Origin of the sequence: Catenulispora sp. GP43, from assembly GCF_041260665.1 — a bacterium.
Classification (GTDB): domain Bacteria; phylum Actinomycetota; class Actinomycetes; order Streptomycetales; family Catenulisporaceae; genus Catenulispora.
In genome coordinates, this window is the sequence record NZ_JBGCCT010000020.1 from 30,914 (window position 1) to 49,346 (window position 18,433).

10 protein-coding genes are annotated in these 18,433 nt (G+C 73.8%); all 10 read left to right on the forward strand.

The genetic code is table 11. The features are described 5' to 3' along the window. The first annotated feature begins 49 nt into the window (after positions 1-49). Complete coding sequence (gene eccCa / locus ABH926_RS33605; protein ID WP_370369968.1) at positions 50-4,057, forward strand: type VII secretion protein EccCa; 4,008 nt, start codon at positions 50-52, stop codon at positions 4,055-4,057. A 23-nt stretch (positions 4,058-4,080) separates the two neighbouring features. Beyond that, positions 4,081-5,496, forward strand: coding sequence for a type VII secretion integral membrane protein EccD (eccD, locus tag ABH926_RS33610; RefSeq protein WP_370369969.1), 1,416 nt, complete (start codon positions 4,081-4,083; stop codon positions 5,494-5,496). A gap of 9 nt (positions 5,497-5,505) precedes the next feature. After that, positions 5,506-6,969 carry a type VII secretion protein EccB gene (gene eccB, locus ABH926_RS33615; RefSeq protein WP_370369971.1) on the forward strand — a complete coding sequence of 488 codons (1,464 nt, stop codon included), beginning with the start codon at positions 5,506-5,508 and terminating at the stop codon, positions 6,967-6,969. After that, positions 6,954-9,707, forward strand: coding sequence for a hypothetical protein (locus ABH926_RS33620; RefSeq protein WP_370369972.1), 2,754 nt, complete (start codon positions 6,954-6,956; stop codon positions 9,705-9,707). The genes eccB and ABH926_RS33620 overlap by 16 nt, the downstream gene beginning before the upstream one ends. Next, positions 9,704-12,985: a right-handed parallel beta-helix repeat-containing protein gene (locus ABH926_RS33625; protein ID WP_370369973.1), complete on the forward strand. Its 3,282-nt coding sequence runs from the start codon at positions 9,704-9,706 to the stop codon at positions 12,983-12,985. The genes ABH926_RS33620 and ABH926_RS33625 overlap by 4 nt, the downstream gene beginning before the upstream one ends. Continuing rightward, positions 12,985-13,836, forward strand: coding sequence for a DUF6065 family protein (locus ABH926_RS33630; protein WP_370369975.1), 852 nt, complete (start codon positions 12,985-12,987; stop codon positions 13,834-13,836). Before ABH926_RS33625 ends, ABH926_RS33630 begins: the two co-directional genes overlap by 1 nt. Positions 13,837-13,967: 131 nt before the next feature. Further along, on the forward strand, positions 13,968-14,312 hold the full coding sequence (locus tag ABH926_RS33635) for a WXG100 family type VII secretion target (RefSeq protein WP_370347323.1): 345 nt from the start codon (positions 13,968-13,970) through the stop codon (positions 14,310-14,312). 32 nt (positions 14,313-14,344) lie between these two features. Beyond that, entirely contained in the window at positions 14,345-14,635 is a 291-nt protein-coding gene (locus tag ABH926_RS33640) for a WXG100 family type VII secretion target (RefSeq protein ID WP_370369976.1), read from the forward strand. A gap of 3 nt (positions 14,636-14,638) precedes the next feature. After that, positions 14,639-15,310 (forward strand): hypothetical protein, encoded by a 672-nt coding sequence (locus ABH926_RS33645; protein WP_370369977.1) that lies wholly within the window; start codon positions 14,639-14,641, stop codon positions 15,308-15,310. Positions 15,311-15,472: 162 nt separating this feature from the next. Further along, positions 15,473-18,337, forward strand: coding sequence for a WXG100 family type VII secretion target (locus ABH926_RS33650; protein ID WP_370369978.1), 2,865 nt, complete (start codon positions 15,473-15,475; stop codon positions 18,335-18,337). The last annotated feature ends 96 nt before the right edge of the window (positions 18,338-18,433 follow it).

Below are 18,433 nucleotides of genomic sequence, written 5' to 3' on the forward strand. Positions count from 1 at the left end.
GCATACCGTCGGCGTCGAGACCCCCACAGCCAGAAGGCCACACCACACTATGGGCACCATCATCGTGAAGCGGCCTCCGCGCGCGGCCGCACCCCCGCTGCCGGAGGGGCAGGTGGAGCTGGCCGAGCCGCCGGTGCTCGGCGAGCCGGCCACCGCCGATCTGGGCTCGATGCTGGGCATGATGCCGATGGCCCTGGGCATGGGCACCATGGCCCTGATGTTCTCGGCGGCCAAGGGGTCGACGAGTACGTACCTGATGTCCGGCATGATGGGCGGCTCCATGGTCTTCATGGGGCTGGGCCAGGTCGGGCGGCAGGGTCTGGACCGCAAGCGGCGGATGCGTGCCGAGCGCCGCGACTACCTGCGCTATCTGGCCCAGCTGCGGCGGCAGGCGTTGGAGGCCGCCGAGGCCCAGCGCGCGGCGGTGGGCTGGGACCATCCGGATCCGGCGGCGCTGTGGTCGCTGGCCGCCGGTCCCCGGCTGTGGGAGCGGCGCGGTACCCACGACGACTTCGCCCGCGTGCGCATCGGGCTCGGGGAGCGGCGGGCCGCGCTGGAGTTCGTGCCGCCGCAGACCAAGCCGATCGAGGACCTCGAACCGCTGTGCGCGATCTCGCTGCGCCGCTTCAGCCGGGCCCACCAGACCGTCGCCGGGGTGCCGATCGCGCTGGGGCTGCGCAACTTCACGTCCGTGGAGTTCGCCGGGGACGGCGCCGCCGCCCTGGGCCTGATGCGTTCGATGCTGGGCCAGCTGGCGGTCTTCCACTCCCCGGATGAGCTGCGGATCGCGGTGCTCACCGACGAGCCGGGGCTGGCCGAGTGGGACTGGGTCAAGTGGCTCCCGCACGCCGCGCACCCGCAGCGTGAGGACTTCGCCGGTCCCGTGCCGCTGGTGACCACCGACCACGAGGCCCTGGTGGACCTGCTCGGGCCCGAGGTCGACGAGCGCGGCGAGCACGACCGCGCCGCGGTGCCCGGGGTGGCCGAGCCCTTCGTCGTGGTGGTCGCGCACCGCACCGCGCTGCCCGGCACGTCCCGGCTGCTGGGCTCGGGCCTGCGCAACACCGTGCTCTTCGACGCCACCGGCGCGATGACCGGCGGGCCGAAAGTGCTGCGGCTGCACATGGACGACGGCGGTGTCGACTTCCCGGTGGGGGACGACACCGCCCGGGCCGACGCCGACGCCCTGACCCCGGGCGCGGCGCTGTCGCTGGCCCGGGTGCTGGCGCCGTTCCGCACCGGCGGCGCGGTCGACCTGACCGACAAGCCGCTGGAGAGCGACTTCGAGCTGACCACGCTGCTGGGCATCCGCAACCCGCGTTCCTTCGACGTGGCGGCCAAGTGGCGCCCCCGGGCCGTGCAGTCGGCGCGGCTGCGGGTGCCGATCGGCGTCACCGAGGCCGGCGAGGTCGTCGAGCTGGACCTCAAGGAGTCCGCGCAGGGCGGCATGGGGCCGCACGGCCTGCTGATCGGCGCCACCGGCTCCGGAAAGAGCGAGCTGCTGCGCACCCTGATCGTCGGCCTGGCCGCGACCCACTCCTCCGAGGTCCTGAACCTGGTGCTGGTGGACTTCAAGGGCGGCGCGACGTTCATGCACATGGACCGGCTGCCGCACACCTCGGCGGTGATCACCAACCTGGCCGGGGAGCTGCACCTGGTGGACCGGATGCAGGACTCGCTCAACGGCGAGGTGATCCGGCGCCAGGAACTGCTGCGGGAGAGCGGCTACTCCTCCCAGTTCGACTACGAGAAGGCCCGCGCCGGCGGTGCCCGGCTGGCTCCGCTGCCCTCGCTGCTGGTGGTCGTCGACGAGTTCTCTGAACTGCTGGCCAGCAAGCCGGAGTTCATCGAGCTGTTCGTGACGATCGGCCGGGTCGGGCGCAGCCTGGGCGTGCACCTGCTGCTGGCCTCCCAGCGCCTGGACGAGGGGCGCATCCACCGGGTCGAGGGGCACCTGTCCTACCGGGTCGCGCTGCGGACCTTCTCCTCGATGGAGTCGCGCAGCGTCATCGGCGTGTCCAGCGCCTACGAGCTGCCCTCGGCCCCGGGCAACGGGTACCTCAAGATCGACACGACGAACCTGGTGCGGTTCAAGGCGGCCTACGTCTCAGGGCCCTGTCCGGCCGGGCCCGAGACGGCCGGCGCCGCCGACCCCGTGGACGCGGTCGCCGCCGAGGTCGCGGAGTTCGGCGTGGGCCCGCGGCGGTCCCGGTCCGGCGAGCCGGCATTGGTTCCGGTGGTCGCCCCACCCCAGATCGTTGTCGCCGCCCCTGCCGCCACTACCGCCGCCCCTGCCGCCGAAACCGGCTCGGAATCCGCAGAAGACACCGACAGCCTGCTGGAAGTCCTCGCCGACCGGCTCGCCGACGCCGGCCCGCCGGCCCGCCAGGTCTGGCTCCCGCCGCTGACCAGCGCGGCGAGCCTGGACGAGCTGCTGCCCGGCATCGTCCCGGACCCGGCGCGCGGCCTGCACGCCGCCGGCTACCCGGCGCTGGGCGCGCTGCGCGTCCCGGTCGGCATCGTCGACCGGCCCTACGAGCAGTCCCGCGAACTGCTGGTCGCGGATCTGATGGGCGCCGAGGGCCACGTCGGCATCGCCGGGGCGCCGCAGAGCGGCAAGTCGACCCTGCTGCGTACCCTGATGCTCTCCCTGGCGCTCACCCACACCCCGCGCGACGTCCAGTTCTTCTGCCTGGACTTCGGCGGCGGCCTGGTCTCCACCGCGGGCCTGCCGCACGTCGGATCCACCGGCACCCGGCTGGACCGGGACCGCGTGCTGCGTACCGTGGAGGAGGTCGCGCAGCTGATCGAGGTGCGCGAGGCCCGGTTCGCCGAGCTCGGGCTGGAGTCGATGGCCGCCTACCGCGCGGCCCGGGTGCGCGGGGCCTTCGAGGACCCCTTCGGCGACCTGTTCCTGGTCGTCGACGGCTGGGCCACGCTGCGCCAGGACTTCGAGGACCTGGAGGCGCGGGTCAACGACATCGCCGCGCGCGGCCTGTCCTTCGGCGTGCACCTGGCCGCCGCCGCGGTGCGCTGGTCGGAGTTCCGGCCGCGGCTGCGCGACCTGTTCGGCACGAAGCTGGAACTGCGCCTGGGCGACCCGATGGAGTCCGAGATCGGCAGCCGGCCGGCCGGCACCGTGCCGCAGCAGCCCGGCCGCGGCCTGACCAAGTCAGGGCACCACTTCCTGGCGGCCCTGCCGCGTCTGGACGGCGCCGCCGGGATCGAGGACCTGACCACCGCGACCAAGACCGCGGCCGGCGAGCTCGACCTGTTCTGGACCGGGCCGCGCGCGCCGGGTGTGCGGATGCTGCCGACCCGGCTGCCGGCCTCGCAGCTGCCCGCCCCGACCGGCGACCTGCGCATGTGCCTGGGCTGGGACGAGAAGCGCCTGCAGCCGGTGTGGCACGACTTCGAGAACTCCCCGAACCTGCTGGTGTTCGGCGACGACCAGACCGGCAAGACCAACGCGCTGCGCCTGGCCATCAAGGCGATCACCGGCCGCTACACCCCGGCCGAGGCCAGGATCCTGCTCGGCGACCCCGGCCGCGGGCTGCACCAGATGGTCCCCGAGGAGTACCGCGTGGGGTACGCCGTCGACACCGACTCGCTGGCCTCGCTGGCCGGCAGCGCCGCGGTGTCCATGACGGCGCGGCTGCCCGGCCCGGACGTCACCCCGGAGCAGCTGCAACGCCGCGACTGGTGGCACGGGCCCAAGCTGTTCGTCGTCATCGACGACTACGACCTGTTCACCACCGGCAACGGCGCCGGCGGCCCGATGGGCCCGCTGGTGCGGCTGCTCGGCAGCAGCGCGCACATCGGGCTGCGCATCGTGCTGGCCCGCAGTGCCTCCGGCGCTATGCGGGCCATGATGGACCCCGTTCTGCGCCGGCTGTGGGAGCTCAACACCCCCGCCGTGCTGCTCTCCTACCCGAAGGAGGAGGGCAAGTTCATCGGCGAGGCCAAGCCCCGCTCCCTGCCGCCCGGCCGGGCCCAGCTGGTCACCCGCCGCGACATCCGGCTGATCCAGACCGGCCTGGTCGGCCTCGACTCCTGACAGCCTTGAGAGAGCAGACCTGAATGAACGCCGCTGCCCCCACCGCCGGCGCCGCCACGCCCCGGCTCGCCCCCGGCGGGACCGACCAGTGCCGCATCACCGTGGCCGGCCCCGAACGCCGGGTCGACCTCGCCATCCCGGCGAGCGCGACGGTCGGCGAACTGCTGCCGGTCATGGTCCGGCACGCCGCCGGGCCCGACGCCGCCGACCAGGCCTGGGTGCTGCAACGGCTCGGCGGGGCCGTGCTGGACTTCGGCGCCACCGCCGAGTCCCTGGACCTGCGCGAGGGCGAGGTGCTGTATCTGAGCCCGCAGAGCACGCCGCTGCCCGAGTTCGACTTCGACGACGTCAGCGTCGGCGTCGCGCACGCGGTCACGGCGCGCGCCGACCGCTGGCGCCCGGCCTTCAGCGCGGTGCTGCTGCTGGTGGTCTCGGCGCTGGCGGCGGCCGCGTTCGCGATCGGCGTCGCCGGGGTCCATACGGTCTCGACGCGGATCACCCTGTACGCGCTGGCCTGTGTGCTGCTCGCGGCCGGGGCCGCGGTGCGGACCCGGCGCGGGGCCGACCGGATCGGCGGCACGCTGGTCGGGCTCGGCGCCTGCTGGTTCGCCGCGCTGGCCGGGTTCGCGGCCCGGCACGGGGCGCACGGCCTGTTCACCGTGGACCGCCAGGCCCTGATGATCACCGGCTGCACGGTCGCCGCGGTCGCGATCGGCGTCGCGGTCGCCGGACGGCTGCCCACCGCGGCGTTCGGCGCGGTGGCCGCGACCGGGGTGTGCGCCGCCGGCGGCGCGGCGCTGGCCACCGCGTTCGCCGCCAGCGCCACGGCCGTCGCCGCGATCCTGGCCGTGGTGCTGTTCGCGGCCACGACGGTGAACCTGCGGATCGCGCTGCGCGTGGCCCGGCTACGAGTCGCACTGCTGCCGCGGACCGCCGAGGAACTTCAGGAGGACATCGATCCGGTGCCCGAAGCGCTGGTCACGAAGCAGACCGGGCGCGCGGTGGCGCATCTGGACGCGCTGTTCATCACCTGCTCGCTGGTGTACGGCACCGCCTTCGCGCAGCTGGTGCGCCAGCCGGGCTGGGCCGGGGCGACGCTGGCCGGGGTGCTGGGCGTGGCGGTCCTGCTCCGGGCACGCGGCCTGAACCTGGCCTGGCAGCGGGTGCCGCTGGCGGTGAGCGGGGCGGCCGGGCTGGCGCTGGTGGCGCTGAAGGTCGTCTCGGGCCTGGGCCCGTCCGGCCGCACGCCGGGCCTGCTGGTGCTGTTGCTGTGCGCCGTCGCGCTGCTGGCGGCGTCCGGCGAGCTGCCCGGACGGCGGCTGCTCCCGGTCTGGGGCCAGCTCGCCGACAACCTGGAACTGCTGACCTCGCTGGCCCTGCTTCCGTTGCTGCTCCAGGTGTTCCACGTCTATGCCCACTTCCGAGCACTGATCAAGTAGGGCCGCCGCATGCAGACCCGACGCGACCACATCCAGGCCTACCAGTTCGCCACCGGCCGCCTGGTCCACGCGCTGACCGCCGGCGATCCCGGGACCGGGGAGCAGCCGATGCGGCGCGCCAACCTCGGGGTCGTGCTCGGCCTGGTGTGCGCCGTCCTCCTGTCCGGCGGGGCGGTGGTGTTCGGCCTGATCTCCCCGGCGCCGGACTTCTCCTGGCGGGCTCAGGGCTCGATCATCGTGGACAAGGACACCGGGACCCGGTACGTGCTGCTCGGCGGGACGCTGCGGCCGGCGGCGAACTACGCCTCGGCGCGGCTGGCCGGCAGCACCAAGCCGGTGAGCATGGTCGCGCACACGGCGCTGGCCGGGACGCCGGTCGGGTCGCGGATCGGCATCGCCGGGGCGCCGGAGGGCCTGCCGGCGCCGACCGCGCTGCTGAACGGGGCTTGGGCGCTGTGTCTGGGGCCGGCGGGGTCGGGGGCCGGTTCCGGGTCTGGTTCTGGGTCTGGTTCTGGTTCCGGGTCTGGGTCCGTTTCCGGCGGCGGGACGGTGACCGATCTGGCCCCGGCCGGCCGCACCGACCCCGCACCCCAGCGTCCGATCCTGGTCACGGCGGTCGCGGCGGCTTCGAAGACGGCGCTGGGCACGGCCGGGATCTCCGGTGAGTACGTGCTCTGGGGCGCGAAGAAGTACCCGGTGCCCAACGCCTCCGTCCTGGCCGCGCTGGGGCTCGGCGACCAGGCGCCGCTGCCGGCCGACGCGGCGTGGCTCGCGCTGCTCGCCACCGGCGACCCCATCGGCCCGGCCACGATCCCCGGCGCCGGCGCGCGCGGGCCGAAGATCGCCGGGGCGCAGGCCACGGTCGGGCAGTTGTTCCAGGCGACGGCGGCGGGGGTCGCGCAGTTCTACGTCCTGCGCACCGACGGTCTGGCGCCGATCACCCGCACGGAGGCGGCGCTGTTCGCCACGGCTCCGGGCTACCATCCGCCGGTCCAGGTCGGGCCAGCCGACATCGCCGCCGCGCCGGCGTCCTCGGACCAGAGTCTGCTGCGGCGGTTGCCGGATGTACTGTCTTCGACTCCGTATTCGCCCGACGGGGTGCGGCTGTGCGTGCTCCAGCCGGCGCCGCCGACGCCCACGACGGCTTCGCAGCAGCCGAGCATGCCGCAGATCACCTTGGTGACCGAGGCCGATCGGCTGCTGCCCGCGAACACGCCGGTGGTGCTTCCGGCGGGCACCGGGCTGCTGGCCGTGACATCGGAGGCGGATCCGCAGACCGGGTCGCCGCGGGTGTTCCTGATCACCGACGCCGGGAAGCGGTTCGAGCTGGAGGGCAGCGATTCGATCGGGGCCCTGGGGTACACCGGGGCCGTCGGGCACGTCGTGCCGGACCCGATTCTCAGCCTGCTGCCGGCCGGGCCCCCGCTCAGCGTCGACGCGGCCCGTCAGGAGCTGCCGTGGTCCGCGGGCTGAGCACCCGGCGCCGCGGCGGGTCGGCCGCGCTTGCCTGGACCGACCTGGGCGGCGCGGTGCTGCTGCATCCGGTGGCGGGCCCGGATCCGCAGGTGCTCGAACGGTGCGCGGATCTGGCCGCGCGGCACGAGCCCACGCTCGTCTTCCTGGACCTGCCGCCGATGGCGGGCGTCCGCGACCGGGCCGCCGTCGCGGCGTGCCTGGCCGACCGGCCCGGGGAGCTGCGGCTGGTCCCGGTCGGTCCGGACCGCTCGGCGGCCGCGACGCTGGCCGAATGGCTCTCGCACCTGCTGGGCCGGGCGGTGCTGGCCCCCGACGGCGACGCGGCCGAGGTCGCCGACGGCTGGTTCGTCCCGGCCACGGCCGGCGCCGGCTGGACCCGCTACGAACCGGGCCACCTCCCGGTCGCGCACTCCCGCCGACTCCCCACCCCGGCCTGGGAGGGCCGGCCGTTCGCCGAGCCGCGCGAACTCGGCGGCGGGGTGCGCGTCGAGCCGCTGCCGGCCGGCGCCTGGATTACCGGGCCCGGCGCGCCGCAGGCCGCCGACTCGCTGCGCAAGTGGCTGACCGGCGGGCTGCAGATGGACCCCGGCTACCCGCGGGTCGTGGTCGGCCACCCCGGGCCCGCCTCGGTGCCGCTGGCGGCGGTGAAGGCGTTCTGGGACCAGCTCGACGAGCAGACGCGCCCGATGGTGCGCTTCGCCGAGTTCGGCGCGACGGATTCGGCTGATGGTCCGGCCGACGGATCACCGGACCCGGCCGACGAGTCGTTCGGCCAAGCCCTGGCGGACCTGTTCGCCACCCCGGTCGTGGCGGCGACCGGGGTGCCGGTGCTGGCGCCGTGGGGATCGGGCGGATCGCGCATCAGGGTGCTGCTGCCGAACGGCGCGATGCACTGGCGACCGTATGTCTGGGATCTGCGATACCTGCCGCGCGAGCAGGGCAAGGCGCAGGACCCCGAACCGGTCGGCTACCGCGCCCCGATCGAGGGCCTGGCCGAGGTGGCCTCGGGGGTGTACGAGTACGCACCGGACGCGGTGCTGGAGGTGACCCGCAGCGGCCTGTGGATGCGGCCCCCGGAGCCGCCCCGCGACGCCTCGGCGGTCCGCGCCGCCCCGATCGACCCGGGCCGCAGCCGGGTGTTCCACGCCGCGACCGGAACGGCGGCGGTCGCCGAACGCATGCGCCGCCTGGCCGCCGAGGTGCTGCCGCGCCTGGAGACCGAGGTCCGCAAGCTCGCCGAGGTGCTGCCCTCTACAGCGGCGATCACGCTGATCCGGGCCGCGGCGGACCCGGCGGCTGCGGGGGCGGTGGCGGCTTGGGAGCAGGAAGCCGCCGGTTCGGTGGCCGGTGAGATCCATGAAGCTGTTGCGGCGCCTGCCGAAGCGACGGTGGAGGAGCTCGTCGAGGCGGTTGCGGCGCGCGCTGAGGGCGTCGTCGAAGAGCCCGCCGAGGCGACTGTCGAGGGGCCTATCGAAGCGGTTGCCGCGCCCAGCCTGATCGCCGGGTCGGCTTTCGCAGACATCGAAGGCGCGGCGGTCCCGGCACTGGTTCCGGTCGTGGAGGCTCCGCCGGTTGCCGAGCAGCCCGCCGAAGCAGTCGCCGAGTTCGCCCCCGCACTGCCACCGATCGGCCGCTTCAGCCTGGAAAGTGGTCCGCCATCGCTCGACCTTCCCCTGCCGGCGGTCATAACACCGGCGCCTGTCCTCGCGCCCGCCGTCGCCGGTCCGGTCCCGCCGCCTCTCGCCCCGGGCCACACCATCGCTCCGACTCAGGTCGTCGCCCCGCCGCCAGCCCCCGAGCCTGTCCGGCCACAAACACCGCCCCCGGCCCCCAGACCGCCGGCCGCCCCCCGCTCCGGCGCACGCGTCCAACCCGTCCCCAGCCCCGAGACCACTGCTGTCCCGCCGGCGCGGTCCCTGGACCTGGAGCGCCAGTGGCTGCGGCGCAACCTCGCCGGGCAGTACGACGCGACCGCCGGCTCCGTCGCCCGCATCCTGTCGGAGTTCCCCGGGCTGCGCGCGGGTGGGGCGCCGACCGCCGACGTGCTGGTCGACCTGGTCGCCGTCCAGCTCTACCTGTCCGGGCACACCCGCCGGTTCGACGACCTGGTGCGCTCCGGGGCCGGCGGGCCGCATGTGCCGCTGGCCCGGTGTATCGCCTCCGGGTTGCGGCGGCTGCCCTCGCATCGCGGGCCGGTGCTGATGCGTGCCGAGCTGACCGAGCGCGATGTGCGCTGGTACGGCGGTCGGAAGGTGGTCACCGAGTGGGCGTTCGCGCCGGGTGTCACCGGCGGGCGGCTGCGGCTGCCCGGTGCCGTCGAGGTGCTGATCTGGTCGATGACCGCGCGGCGCACCCACCTGGTCGCGCCGGAGCATCCGGATCAGGTGGTCTTCCTGCCGGGAACCAGTTTCAAGGTGCTGAGTGCCACTACCGACGACGGCCCCAGGGTGCTGCTGCGGGAGCTGTCCGCGTCCGAGGTCGGTGCCGACGGCCGGGTCGAGCCGGGCCGGGTGCCGCTGGACGACGTGGCGCTCACCGGGCTGGCCGAGGCGGGGGAGCGCTGGCGGCAGGAAGAAGCCCCCGACGAGCTCCCCGAAGAGCTGCGCGGTCGCTACGGCAGTCCGCCCGGGCTCATCGTCATCGCCGCTGACGCGACAAAAAGTACTGACGGCTCCGCGACCGACACCACCACCAACCGGCCCCCGGCCACCACACCTGGAGGCACGGCCTCATGACCCGCCAGAAACTCGTGGTCGCCCCCGACCGCGCCGACGCCTACCCGACCATCACCGCCGCGCTGCGCCAGGCCCGCGACGGCGCACTGGTCTCCATCGCCCCCGGCACCTACCCCGAGCAGGTCGTGCTCGACCGGGTGGTCACCCTGGCCGCCGAGCAGGCCGCCGGCAGCGTGCGGATCGAGGGCGGCGCCGGCGGCAGTGCCCTGATCGTCGACGCCGACGCCGTCCAGCTCTCCGGCCTGGTCCTGATCGGCGCCGGTGACCAGGCGCCGGCGGTCGAAGTGCGGCGCGGCGAGGCGGCGTTCGACGACTGCGAGATCGGCGGCGCCGCGTGGGCCGCGATGCTGGCGCACCACGCCGGGACGCTCGCGGTGCGCGGCTGCCGTGTCACCAACCGCACCGGGGCCGGGATCGTGGTGACTTCCGGCGGCGCCGCGGGCACCACCGGTGCCAACATCGTCGAGAACACGGTGATCGAGGACGTCGGCTCCTCGGCGATCGTGGTCGCCGAGACCGGCCGCCTGACCGCGAAGGGTTGCACGGTCACCGGCCCGGTCGGCAACGGGATCGTCGTCAACGGCACCGCCCACGCGATCGTCGAGGACTGCCAACTCACCGCGTGCGGCAAGCCCGCGCTGGCCGTGGAGCAGGCGGCCGGCGCCCGGCTGACCGGGGTGCGGGTCAGCGGCGGCGCCGCGCTCGACCTCTACATCGCTTCCCGCGGCGAGGTGGAGGTCACCGGCTGCGCCTTCACCGGCTCCGGCGGCCAGGCCGTCTACGTGGCCGAAGCCTCCGCGCCGGTCCTCACCGACTGCACCGTCGCCGACGCCGCCGGCGCGGTCTACGTCACCGGCAAGGCCCGGCCGCGCTTCGACCGCTGGCAGATCAGCGGCTGTCCGGTCGGCGTCCTGGTCGACGGCGGCAGCGACGCGCTGTTCATCGCCGTGCAGATCCGCGACGCCGCCCAGAGCGCCGTGTTCGCCACCGGCGCGGCCACCGCGCAGTTCGAGGAGCTGACGGTGGTGGCCGACGGCTCCGGGATCCGCGCGCAGGCCGGCGCGGTGCTCCAGGTCCGGGGCGGCGACCTGCGGACCCAGGGCACCGGCGTCGAGCTTTCCGACGGCGCCGGCGTCGAGCTCGGCCGGGTGCAGATCCGGGCCGCCGACGGCAACGGCCTGGTCGCGGCCGAGGACGCGAAGGCCAAGCTGGAGTCGTGCGTGCTGCGTGCCTGCGGCACCACCGTGACCGGCTCGGCCCTCACCGCCCACGACACAGAGTTCTGCGACGCCCCGCGCTCGGCCGTGACGGTGCACGAGGGCGCGACGTTCGCCGCGACCGACTCCCGCCTGACCGGCGCCGGCGGCCACGGCCTCGACGTCCACGACGGAGGCCGCGCCGACCTGCGGGGCTGCCGCATCGCGGGGAACAAGGACGAGGCCGTCCACGCCCCGGAGGGCGCCGTCGACATGATCGACTGCGAGATCCGCGAGGGGCGCGAGGCCGGTCCGGTCCGCCAGGTCCGCCAGATCCGGGAGGCCCGCGAAACCCGCGATGTCCGAGAGCTTCCCAACGGCCCCGACGGCTCCGACGGCTCCGACGGCTCGGACGGCCCCGACAGCCCCGAGACCCCCAAGGCCCCCGGCCTGGCCCGCCACATCGGCACCGGCCCGCTGGCCGAACTGGAGGCGCTGGTCGGCCTGACCAACGTCAAGCAGGAGGTCAATGGCCTGATCGACCTGATCAAGATGGCGCAGCGGCGCGAGGAGATGGGCCTGCCCATGCCGCCGATGAGCCGTCACCTGGTCTTCGCCGGTCCCCCCGGCACCGGCAAGACCACCGTCGCCCGCATCTACGGCGCGGTCCTGGCCGAGCTCGGCGTGCTGCCCCGCGGCCACATGATCGAGGTCGCCCGCGCCGACCTGGTCGCCCAGTACGTCGGCGCCACCGCGATCAAGACCACCGAGGTGGTGACCAAGGCCCTGGGCGGCGTGCTGTTCATCGACGAGGCCTACACCCTGACCAACCAGTCCAAGGGCGCCGGCCCCGACTTCGGCCGCGAGGCGGTCGAGACCCTGATGAAGATGATGGAGGACCACCGCAACGAGCTGGTGGTCATCGCGGCCGGGTACTCCGAGCACATGGAGCAGTTCCTGAGCTCCAACCCCGGTATGGCCTCGCGCTTCTCGCGCACGATCGAGTTCCCGAACTACAGCGTCGCCGAGCTCGTCACCATCGTGCGCGGCATGTGCGCCGCGCACCGCTACGACCTCGGCGACGACACGCTCGCCGCGCTCACCCGCTACTTCGAGCAGGCGCCCAAGGGCCCGACATTCGGCAACGGCCGCGTCGCGCGCAAGGTCTTCGAGGAGATGGTCGGCAACCAGGCCACCCGGCTGGCCTCGCACCCCGAGGCGCACGACTCCGACCTGAGCCGCTTCACCGCGGCGGACCTCGGCGCCGCGGCCGCCAGCGGCGGGGAGGCAGGGCTGCGCGACGGCTTCGACGACACCCCCGGCATGCGCCGCCTGGCCGCGCTGGCCGGCCTGGACCAGGTGCGCGAGGCCCTGCGGGCCCGGCTGGCCGGACTGGTCCGGCTGCGCGACGGCGGCCAGCCCACCACGGGCCTGGCCAACCTGGTGCTGGAGGGCCGCCCCGGGTCCGGACGCGGCGCCGTCGCCCGCATCTACGCACACTGTCTCGCCGACCTCGGCCTGATCCGGTCCCGCGCCGTGCACGAGGCCGCGCTGAGCGAGTTCCCGGCACGCTGGGCCGGCCAGCCGGCCTTCTTCGCCCGCTCGGTGTTCGCCGAGGCCGAGTCCGGAGTGCTGCTGCTGCGGCTGGACGACGCCTTCGCCGCGTCCGGCGACCAGGCGCGCGCCGCCGTGCTGGAAGCGCTGCCGCGGGCCGTCGCCGACCATCCCGGGGTCGCCGTCGTCCTGGCCGTCGAGCCGCAGCACGCCGCCGACCTGTTGCGCGGCCGCGCCGATCTGCTCGACTGCTTCGCCGAGTCGCTGGTCCTGGCCGACTACTCGCCCTCCGACCTGGCCCTGCTCAGCGCGCGTCATCTGGCCCGGCGCGGATACCAGATCGGCGAGGCCGGGATGACCGCGCTGGCCGAGTGCTTCGCCGACACGCCCGCGGACACCGGGGTGCCCGAGGCCTTCGCGTTCGCCGCGCGGGTCGCGGACCTGGCGCGATCGCCGGTGCTGGAACCCGAGGACGTGTGGCGGGTCGTCGAGCATGCGTCCGAGCGCCGGCCGGAGTTGGTGTCCTGATGCTTGAGAGCACTGAGAACGCCGAAGAGACCGAGCCCGCCGAGGACGGCCCGCTGCCGCTGATCGCCTACCGCGTCGCGCGCAACCACCTGGACATCACCGCCGCCCCGATCCGCCGGGAATGGATGGACGCGACCAGCGAGCGCTTCGTCAACCGCTGCCTGCCGCTGCTGATCGCCAACCAGTCCGGCTGGTGGCTGATCAACTCCGAGACCTTCGTCGCCCGCTGGGACGGCGGCGACAACGTCTCCAGCCTGCACATCGAGTACGAGGGCGTGGCCCGGCACCACGAGGCGTCCAGCCACTTCGGCTACGGCATCCTCACCTGGCGGGTCCCGGTGCTCATCCGCACCCCGCCGGGCTGGAACCTGCTGGTACGCGGCCCCGCCAACCTGCCCAAGGACGGCGCCTGGCCGCTGGAGGGCGTGGTGGAGACCGACTGGGCGGTCGCCACGTTCACCATGAACTGGAAGATCACCCGGCCCGGCGCCGACATCGAGTTCCGGGCCGGGGAGCCGTTCGCCATGATCGTCCCGCAGCGCCGGGGCGACCTGGAGCGCTTCGAGCCGGCGCGCGCTCCCATGGAGGCCATGCCCGAGGAGTCCGCCTACCGGTCCTGGACCGCGAGCCGCTTCGACTTCCTCGTCGGCCGCGAGCTGCCCGGCGCCGATCCCGACGCGCCGCAGTGGCAGCGCGACTACATGGCCGGGACCGGGCCGGGGGTCGGACGCTTCGCCGAGCACCAGCGCCGGCTGCGGTTGCGGGAGTTCGCCGTCGAGGCCCCCGACCCCGCCGCGCCGCCCGCCGCGCCGTCCTGCGGGAGGCCGCCTGTGCCGCACGCCGAAGGGTGACCGGTGGGGCAGGGCTCCATGGTGAGTCGGGCACGGCTGCCCGCAACCCGTGGCCGCCGCCTTCTCGCGCACCCGAGCATGAACTCGGCAAGCGGCCCGCAGGCCGCGTCCCTCCACAGGAAGGAGGCCCCGTGTCCACCCCGACCACGGGCTCCGCGAACACCTCCGTCGACGTCCAGGGCATGGTCTCGGCCCAGCAGGACTTCCAGAACGCCCTCGACCAGGTCAACACGGCCTTCCAGGACATGTCCGAAGAGCAGTCGACGCTGATGGCGAACTGGACCGGCGAGGCGGCCTCGACCTTCGGCCGGGCCCTGGCCGCCTACCTGGACGACCTGGGCATCGTGCAGAAGCAGCTGGCCGGTATGTGCGAGAAGCTCTCGTCCCACACCGGCGTCTACACCAACACCCACGAGCAGTCCTCCGAGATGGCCTCCGCTTTCATGCAGGGCCTGCCCGGCCTGCAGGGCCTGTGAGCCCGGCGCCCGACACCGAAAGGTACTGATCCATGGCCACGTACACGGTCAACATGAGCAACGTCCAGGAGGTCGCCGCGCAGATGGGCGTGATCTCCCAGCACATCCAGCAGCTGCTCTCCGAGCTCGACGACGGCTCCAAGATGCACCTGGCGGAGTGGACGTCGGACTCGCAGCAGGCGTACTACGCCGCCAAGGCCGTCTGGGACGCCAAGGCCGCCGACATGGCGGTGCAGGCCAACAACGCCATGAACTCGCTGAGCAACATCAACGACGCCTACGCCAACGCCGAGTACCAGGGGCTCGGCCTCTGGGAGCAGTGAGCCGTGAGCGATCCCACCAGCGACATGAACTGGACGTCCCCGGACGGCCAGTATCTGTACGACTACACCGATAAGACCTGGTACGCGAACACGTACGAGCCCGGTTTCGGCGACTCCGGCGGCTACTACGACTGGGAGAAGTGCGATCCCCCCAAGGGGCTCAATCCTCCGAACCTGCAGTGGTCGCCGAACGACGCCAACCGGCCGCCGCCGTCCTCGCTGCCCAAGGGCCCGGGCCCCAACCCGCCGAAGGTCCCCGGCGGCAAGACGAACTCCGGCACCACCTCGGTCGACACGCCGTCGCTGGACCTGTTCGCCGACCACATCAAGTCGCTGCAGGACCCGGTCAACGGCCTGGTGACGACGCTCAAGAAGATGACCCCCGTGCAGCCGGGCGCGTTCTACCACGCCGACATGATCCGCACGAACATCAGCGGCGACAACGGCGACGGCGGCATCCAGGCCAAGTACCACACGGCCCTGAGCGACCTGGGCAACGGCCTGCTCAGCGTGCACAACGCGGTGAGCGCGCTGACCCTGAAGTACAAGACCACGGAGGAGGCCAACAAGGCCGACGCCGGGGACGTCCAGAAGGCCTTCAACGGGGCCCAGGGGTACTTCAGCGGAGTGGTGAGCGACACCGGCGGCGGCGGCAGCCCGCCGGGCGGCAGCTGAGCGGTACCGGGGAAACCGGGCCGCGGCACGCCGCGCCGGATGGTCGGGCCCGGCGTGCCGCGGCCCGGGCGCGGTGCCGGCATCTGTGCGGTCTGACTGACACCTGTGCGGCTGACTGACATCTGTGCGGCTGATTGACATCGGAGCGAGAGACGCAAGGGTATGGGCGACAGCAGCAACAGCGAGACCACCGGCGGCGGGTTCGTCGAGGGCCCCAACGGGGGGTTGTTCGGCAATCCCGCCACCCACGGGTCCAAGAACGACTACGCCGGCTGGGACTGGCACCAGATCGAGGCCGCCATCCTCGGCGGCGCCGAGCTGCCGCCGGGCGACACCGACGCCCAGTCGCGGGCCCAGGGCATCGCCGATCCGCAGACCCTCATCGACGCCGGCTACGACTTCTACAACGTCCAGGCGACGCTGCAGATGGTCGGGCAGAGCATCATCGACCAGGCGAACGCGCTGGCCGGCACCAACGGCCCGTGGACCGGGGCGGCCGCCGACGCGTTCCTGAGCGCGATGACGACGTTCTCCAACCAGGTGCTGGCCGTCGCGCAGTCCCTGGCCGGCGGGCCGACCGGGGTCGACTCGATCCCGAACCAGCTGGTGAACAACGGCAACTACCTGAGCTGGGCGCAGTCGCAGATGTCGTCGATCGACAACTACTACGCCACCGCCGCGCTGAACATGACCCCGCCGGCCTCGGTGGTCAACGGCCTGGTGATGATCCACGAGAAGCCCGAGCTGGTCAAGATGATGACCAGCGACATGCGCAAGGTCCTGAACGACCTGGCCGCCGACTACCAGGTGACGATCGACGGCGTGCACGCGCCGCCGCCGGTCAACGATCCCACCAAACAGCCGCCGATCTCGCCCCCGCCGCCGATCCCGCCGCCGCCCCAGGTTCCCCCGCCGCCCCAGGTCCCGCCGCCGCCCCAGGTTCCCCCGCCGCCGCAGGTCCCGCCGCCCCCGCAGGTTCCGCCGCCGGGGAAGGTGCCTCCGCCGCCCCAGGTGCCGCCGCCCCCGAAGGTGCCGCCGCAGACTCAGGTACCGCCGCCGGCCAAGGTGCCGCCGCCGGGCCAGACTGTGCCGCCCCCGGGATCCGTGGTGCCGCCGCCGCTTCAGACGAAGGCGATCGCGCCGCCTCCGGGCTCGGTCGTGCCGCCGCCGGACGGGGTCACCGTGCCCCCGGCGAAGGTCGCGCCGCCGCCGGGCGATTCCTCGGGCTCTGGTTCGGGCGCGGGCAGCCAGCTGCCGCCTCCGGTCTCGGTCGTGCCGCCGCCGGTGAAGAGCGTCGGCCCGGACGGCCTGCCGCTGCCGGTGACCACCAACCGAAGCGTCACGAACCCGGAGAACCTGCCGAACGACCAGCTGTCCGGCGTCCACGCGCCCGGGACGCTCGATCCGACCATGGACAAGGTACTGAACCCGGGCAACGAGCTGACCGGCCGGTACCCGGTCTCGAACCCGCCCGGGACGACGGACTCGCTGAAGGGGAACGGGAACGGCAACGGGGTCGGGGCGGATGGACTGCCCAAGGACCTGTCGCTGACCAAGCCTCCTGTCACCAGTCCGCTGAGCCCTCCGCTGGACGTGCCGTTGCAGAGCAACGGCCCGGACAGCACCGACCGCACCGGCGGCGGCATGCCGATGATGCCGCCGATGGGCGGGGGGAGCGGTTCGCAGAACAACAACGAGCGTCCGGACGCTTCGGGGCTGCTGCGGTCTTCGATCGCGCCGTGGCTGGAGTCCGCGCCGCCCGGGTCCGTGAACGAGCCCGGGTCCGAACTCGGCGCGCCCAAGGGCGGCCTGGGGCTGAACGACGCAACCGGCCGGGTGCCCGGGGCGCCGCTCGAGACCGGTCCGCTGACGGAGTCCGGGCTGCCCAACGGGCTGAACGAGTCCGGGCTGCCCACGGAGGAGTCCCTGACCGGCAGCGGTCCCGGCGCAGGCGAGGGCGGGATGCCGATGATGCCGCCGATGGGCGGGCAGAACGGGTCGCAGAACTCGAACAGCGAGCGTCCGGATGCCGCGGGGCTGCTGCGCGAGGGCGCGGCGCCGTGGCTGGAGTCGGCGGCGCCGGGTTCGGTGAACGAGCCCGGGTCGGAGGGCGGGGCGCCGTCCGGCGGTTCGGGCTTGAAGGACGGTCCGCTGACGGAGTCGGCTTTGCCGACCGAGGGCCTGCCGACCGAGGGCCTGCCGCTCGAAGGTCTGTCGAACGAGTCCGGGCTGCCGAAGGAGGCCGGCCTGCCCACGGAGGAATCCCTGTCCGGCAGCGGCCCCGGCGCCGGCGAGCCCGGCATGCCGATGATGCCGCCGGGCTCCGGTGCCGGATCGCAGAACTCGAACACCGAGCGCTCCGATTCCTCGGGCCTGCTCGGCGGTGTCCAGGAGCCCTGGTCCGGCGAGGAGTCCGAGGCGCTGGCCGGCGAGGCCGGCTCGGCCGACGGGACCGGCGCCGGGGGAGTGGGCCTCACCGGATGGGTGCCTGGTCCGGCGATTGAGGAAGAGACCGGACACAAGCACGAGTCCAAGCCCAAGTCGGGGATTGTTCCCGGCCCGGCGCCCGACGTCGTCCCGGTCCTCGGCCAGCCCGCCGGCGGCGCGGACCACAGCTCCTGGGAGGTCGGCGCCTCGGCCGCCTCCGCCTTGCTGGGACTCAGCGGCCTGCTGCGGAGCTCCGATCCCGACGATCGCGAGATAGACGCCCGCATCATCTCCTCCGAGACCGACGCCTGGATCGACGAGGAACCGCCGGTCGCCCCGCCGGACGGCGAACCGGAGATGACCACGTGGCGCCGGGCCGCGGGCGAGGCGCCCGCCAGCGCGAACCGTGATCCGGACCTGCGCTCGGGCCGCTTCCCGCGGGGCTACGTACCGCCGGCCCCGTCGGAGGACGAGGACGAACTCCTGGAGGAGGACGACGAAGAATCCGAAGAGGAGACCGGCACCGTCGCGGCGAAGCTGCTGACTCAGGACTCTTCAACATGGGGTCGCCGCACCGACGACCTGAGCGCGCTGGAGTGAGCGGGGCGGCCGGGCTGTGTCGGCCTCAATCCGATTGACCGGCGTGGCCGGAAAGGAAGACGCCGGTGTCTGTTTGGGCAAGGCGTGCTCCGGGAC

What these genes read in the sequence shown, in the direction of transcription:
- eccCa (WP_370369968.1), top strand. Translation starts at nt 50, where the DNA reads ATGGGCACCATCATCGTGAAGCGGCCTCCGCGCGCGGCCGCACCCCCG.
- eccD (WP_370369969.1), top strand. Translation starts at nt 4,081, where the DNA reads ATGAACGCCGCTGCCCCCACCGCCGGCGCCGCCACGCCCCGGCTCGCC.
- eccB (WP_370369971.1), top strand. Translation starts at nt 5,506, where the DNA reads ATGCAGACCCGACGCGACCACATCCAGGCCTACCAGTTCGCCACCGGC.
- ABH926_RS33625 (WP_370369973.1), top strand. Translation starts at nt 9,704, where the DNA reads ATGACCCGCCAGAAACTCGTGGTCGCCCCCGACCGCGCCGACGCCTAC.
- ABH926_RS33630 (WP_370369975.1), top strand. Translation starts at nt 12,985, where the DNA reads ATGCTTGAGAGCACTGAGAACGCCGAAGAGACCGAGCCCGCCGAGGAC.
- ABH926_RS33640 (WP_370369976.1), top strand. Translation starts at nt 14,345, where the DNA reads ATGGCCACGTACACGGTCAACATGAGCAACGTCCAGGAGGTCGCCGCG.
- ABH926_RS33650 (WP_370369978.1), top strand. Translation starts at nt 15,473, where the DNA reads ATGGGCGACAGCAGCAACAGCGAGACCACCGGCGGCGGGTTCGTCGAG.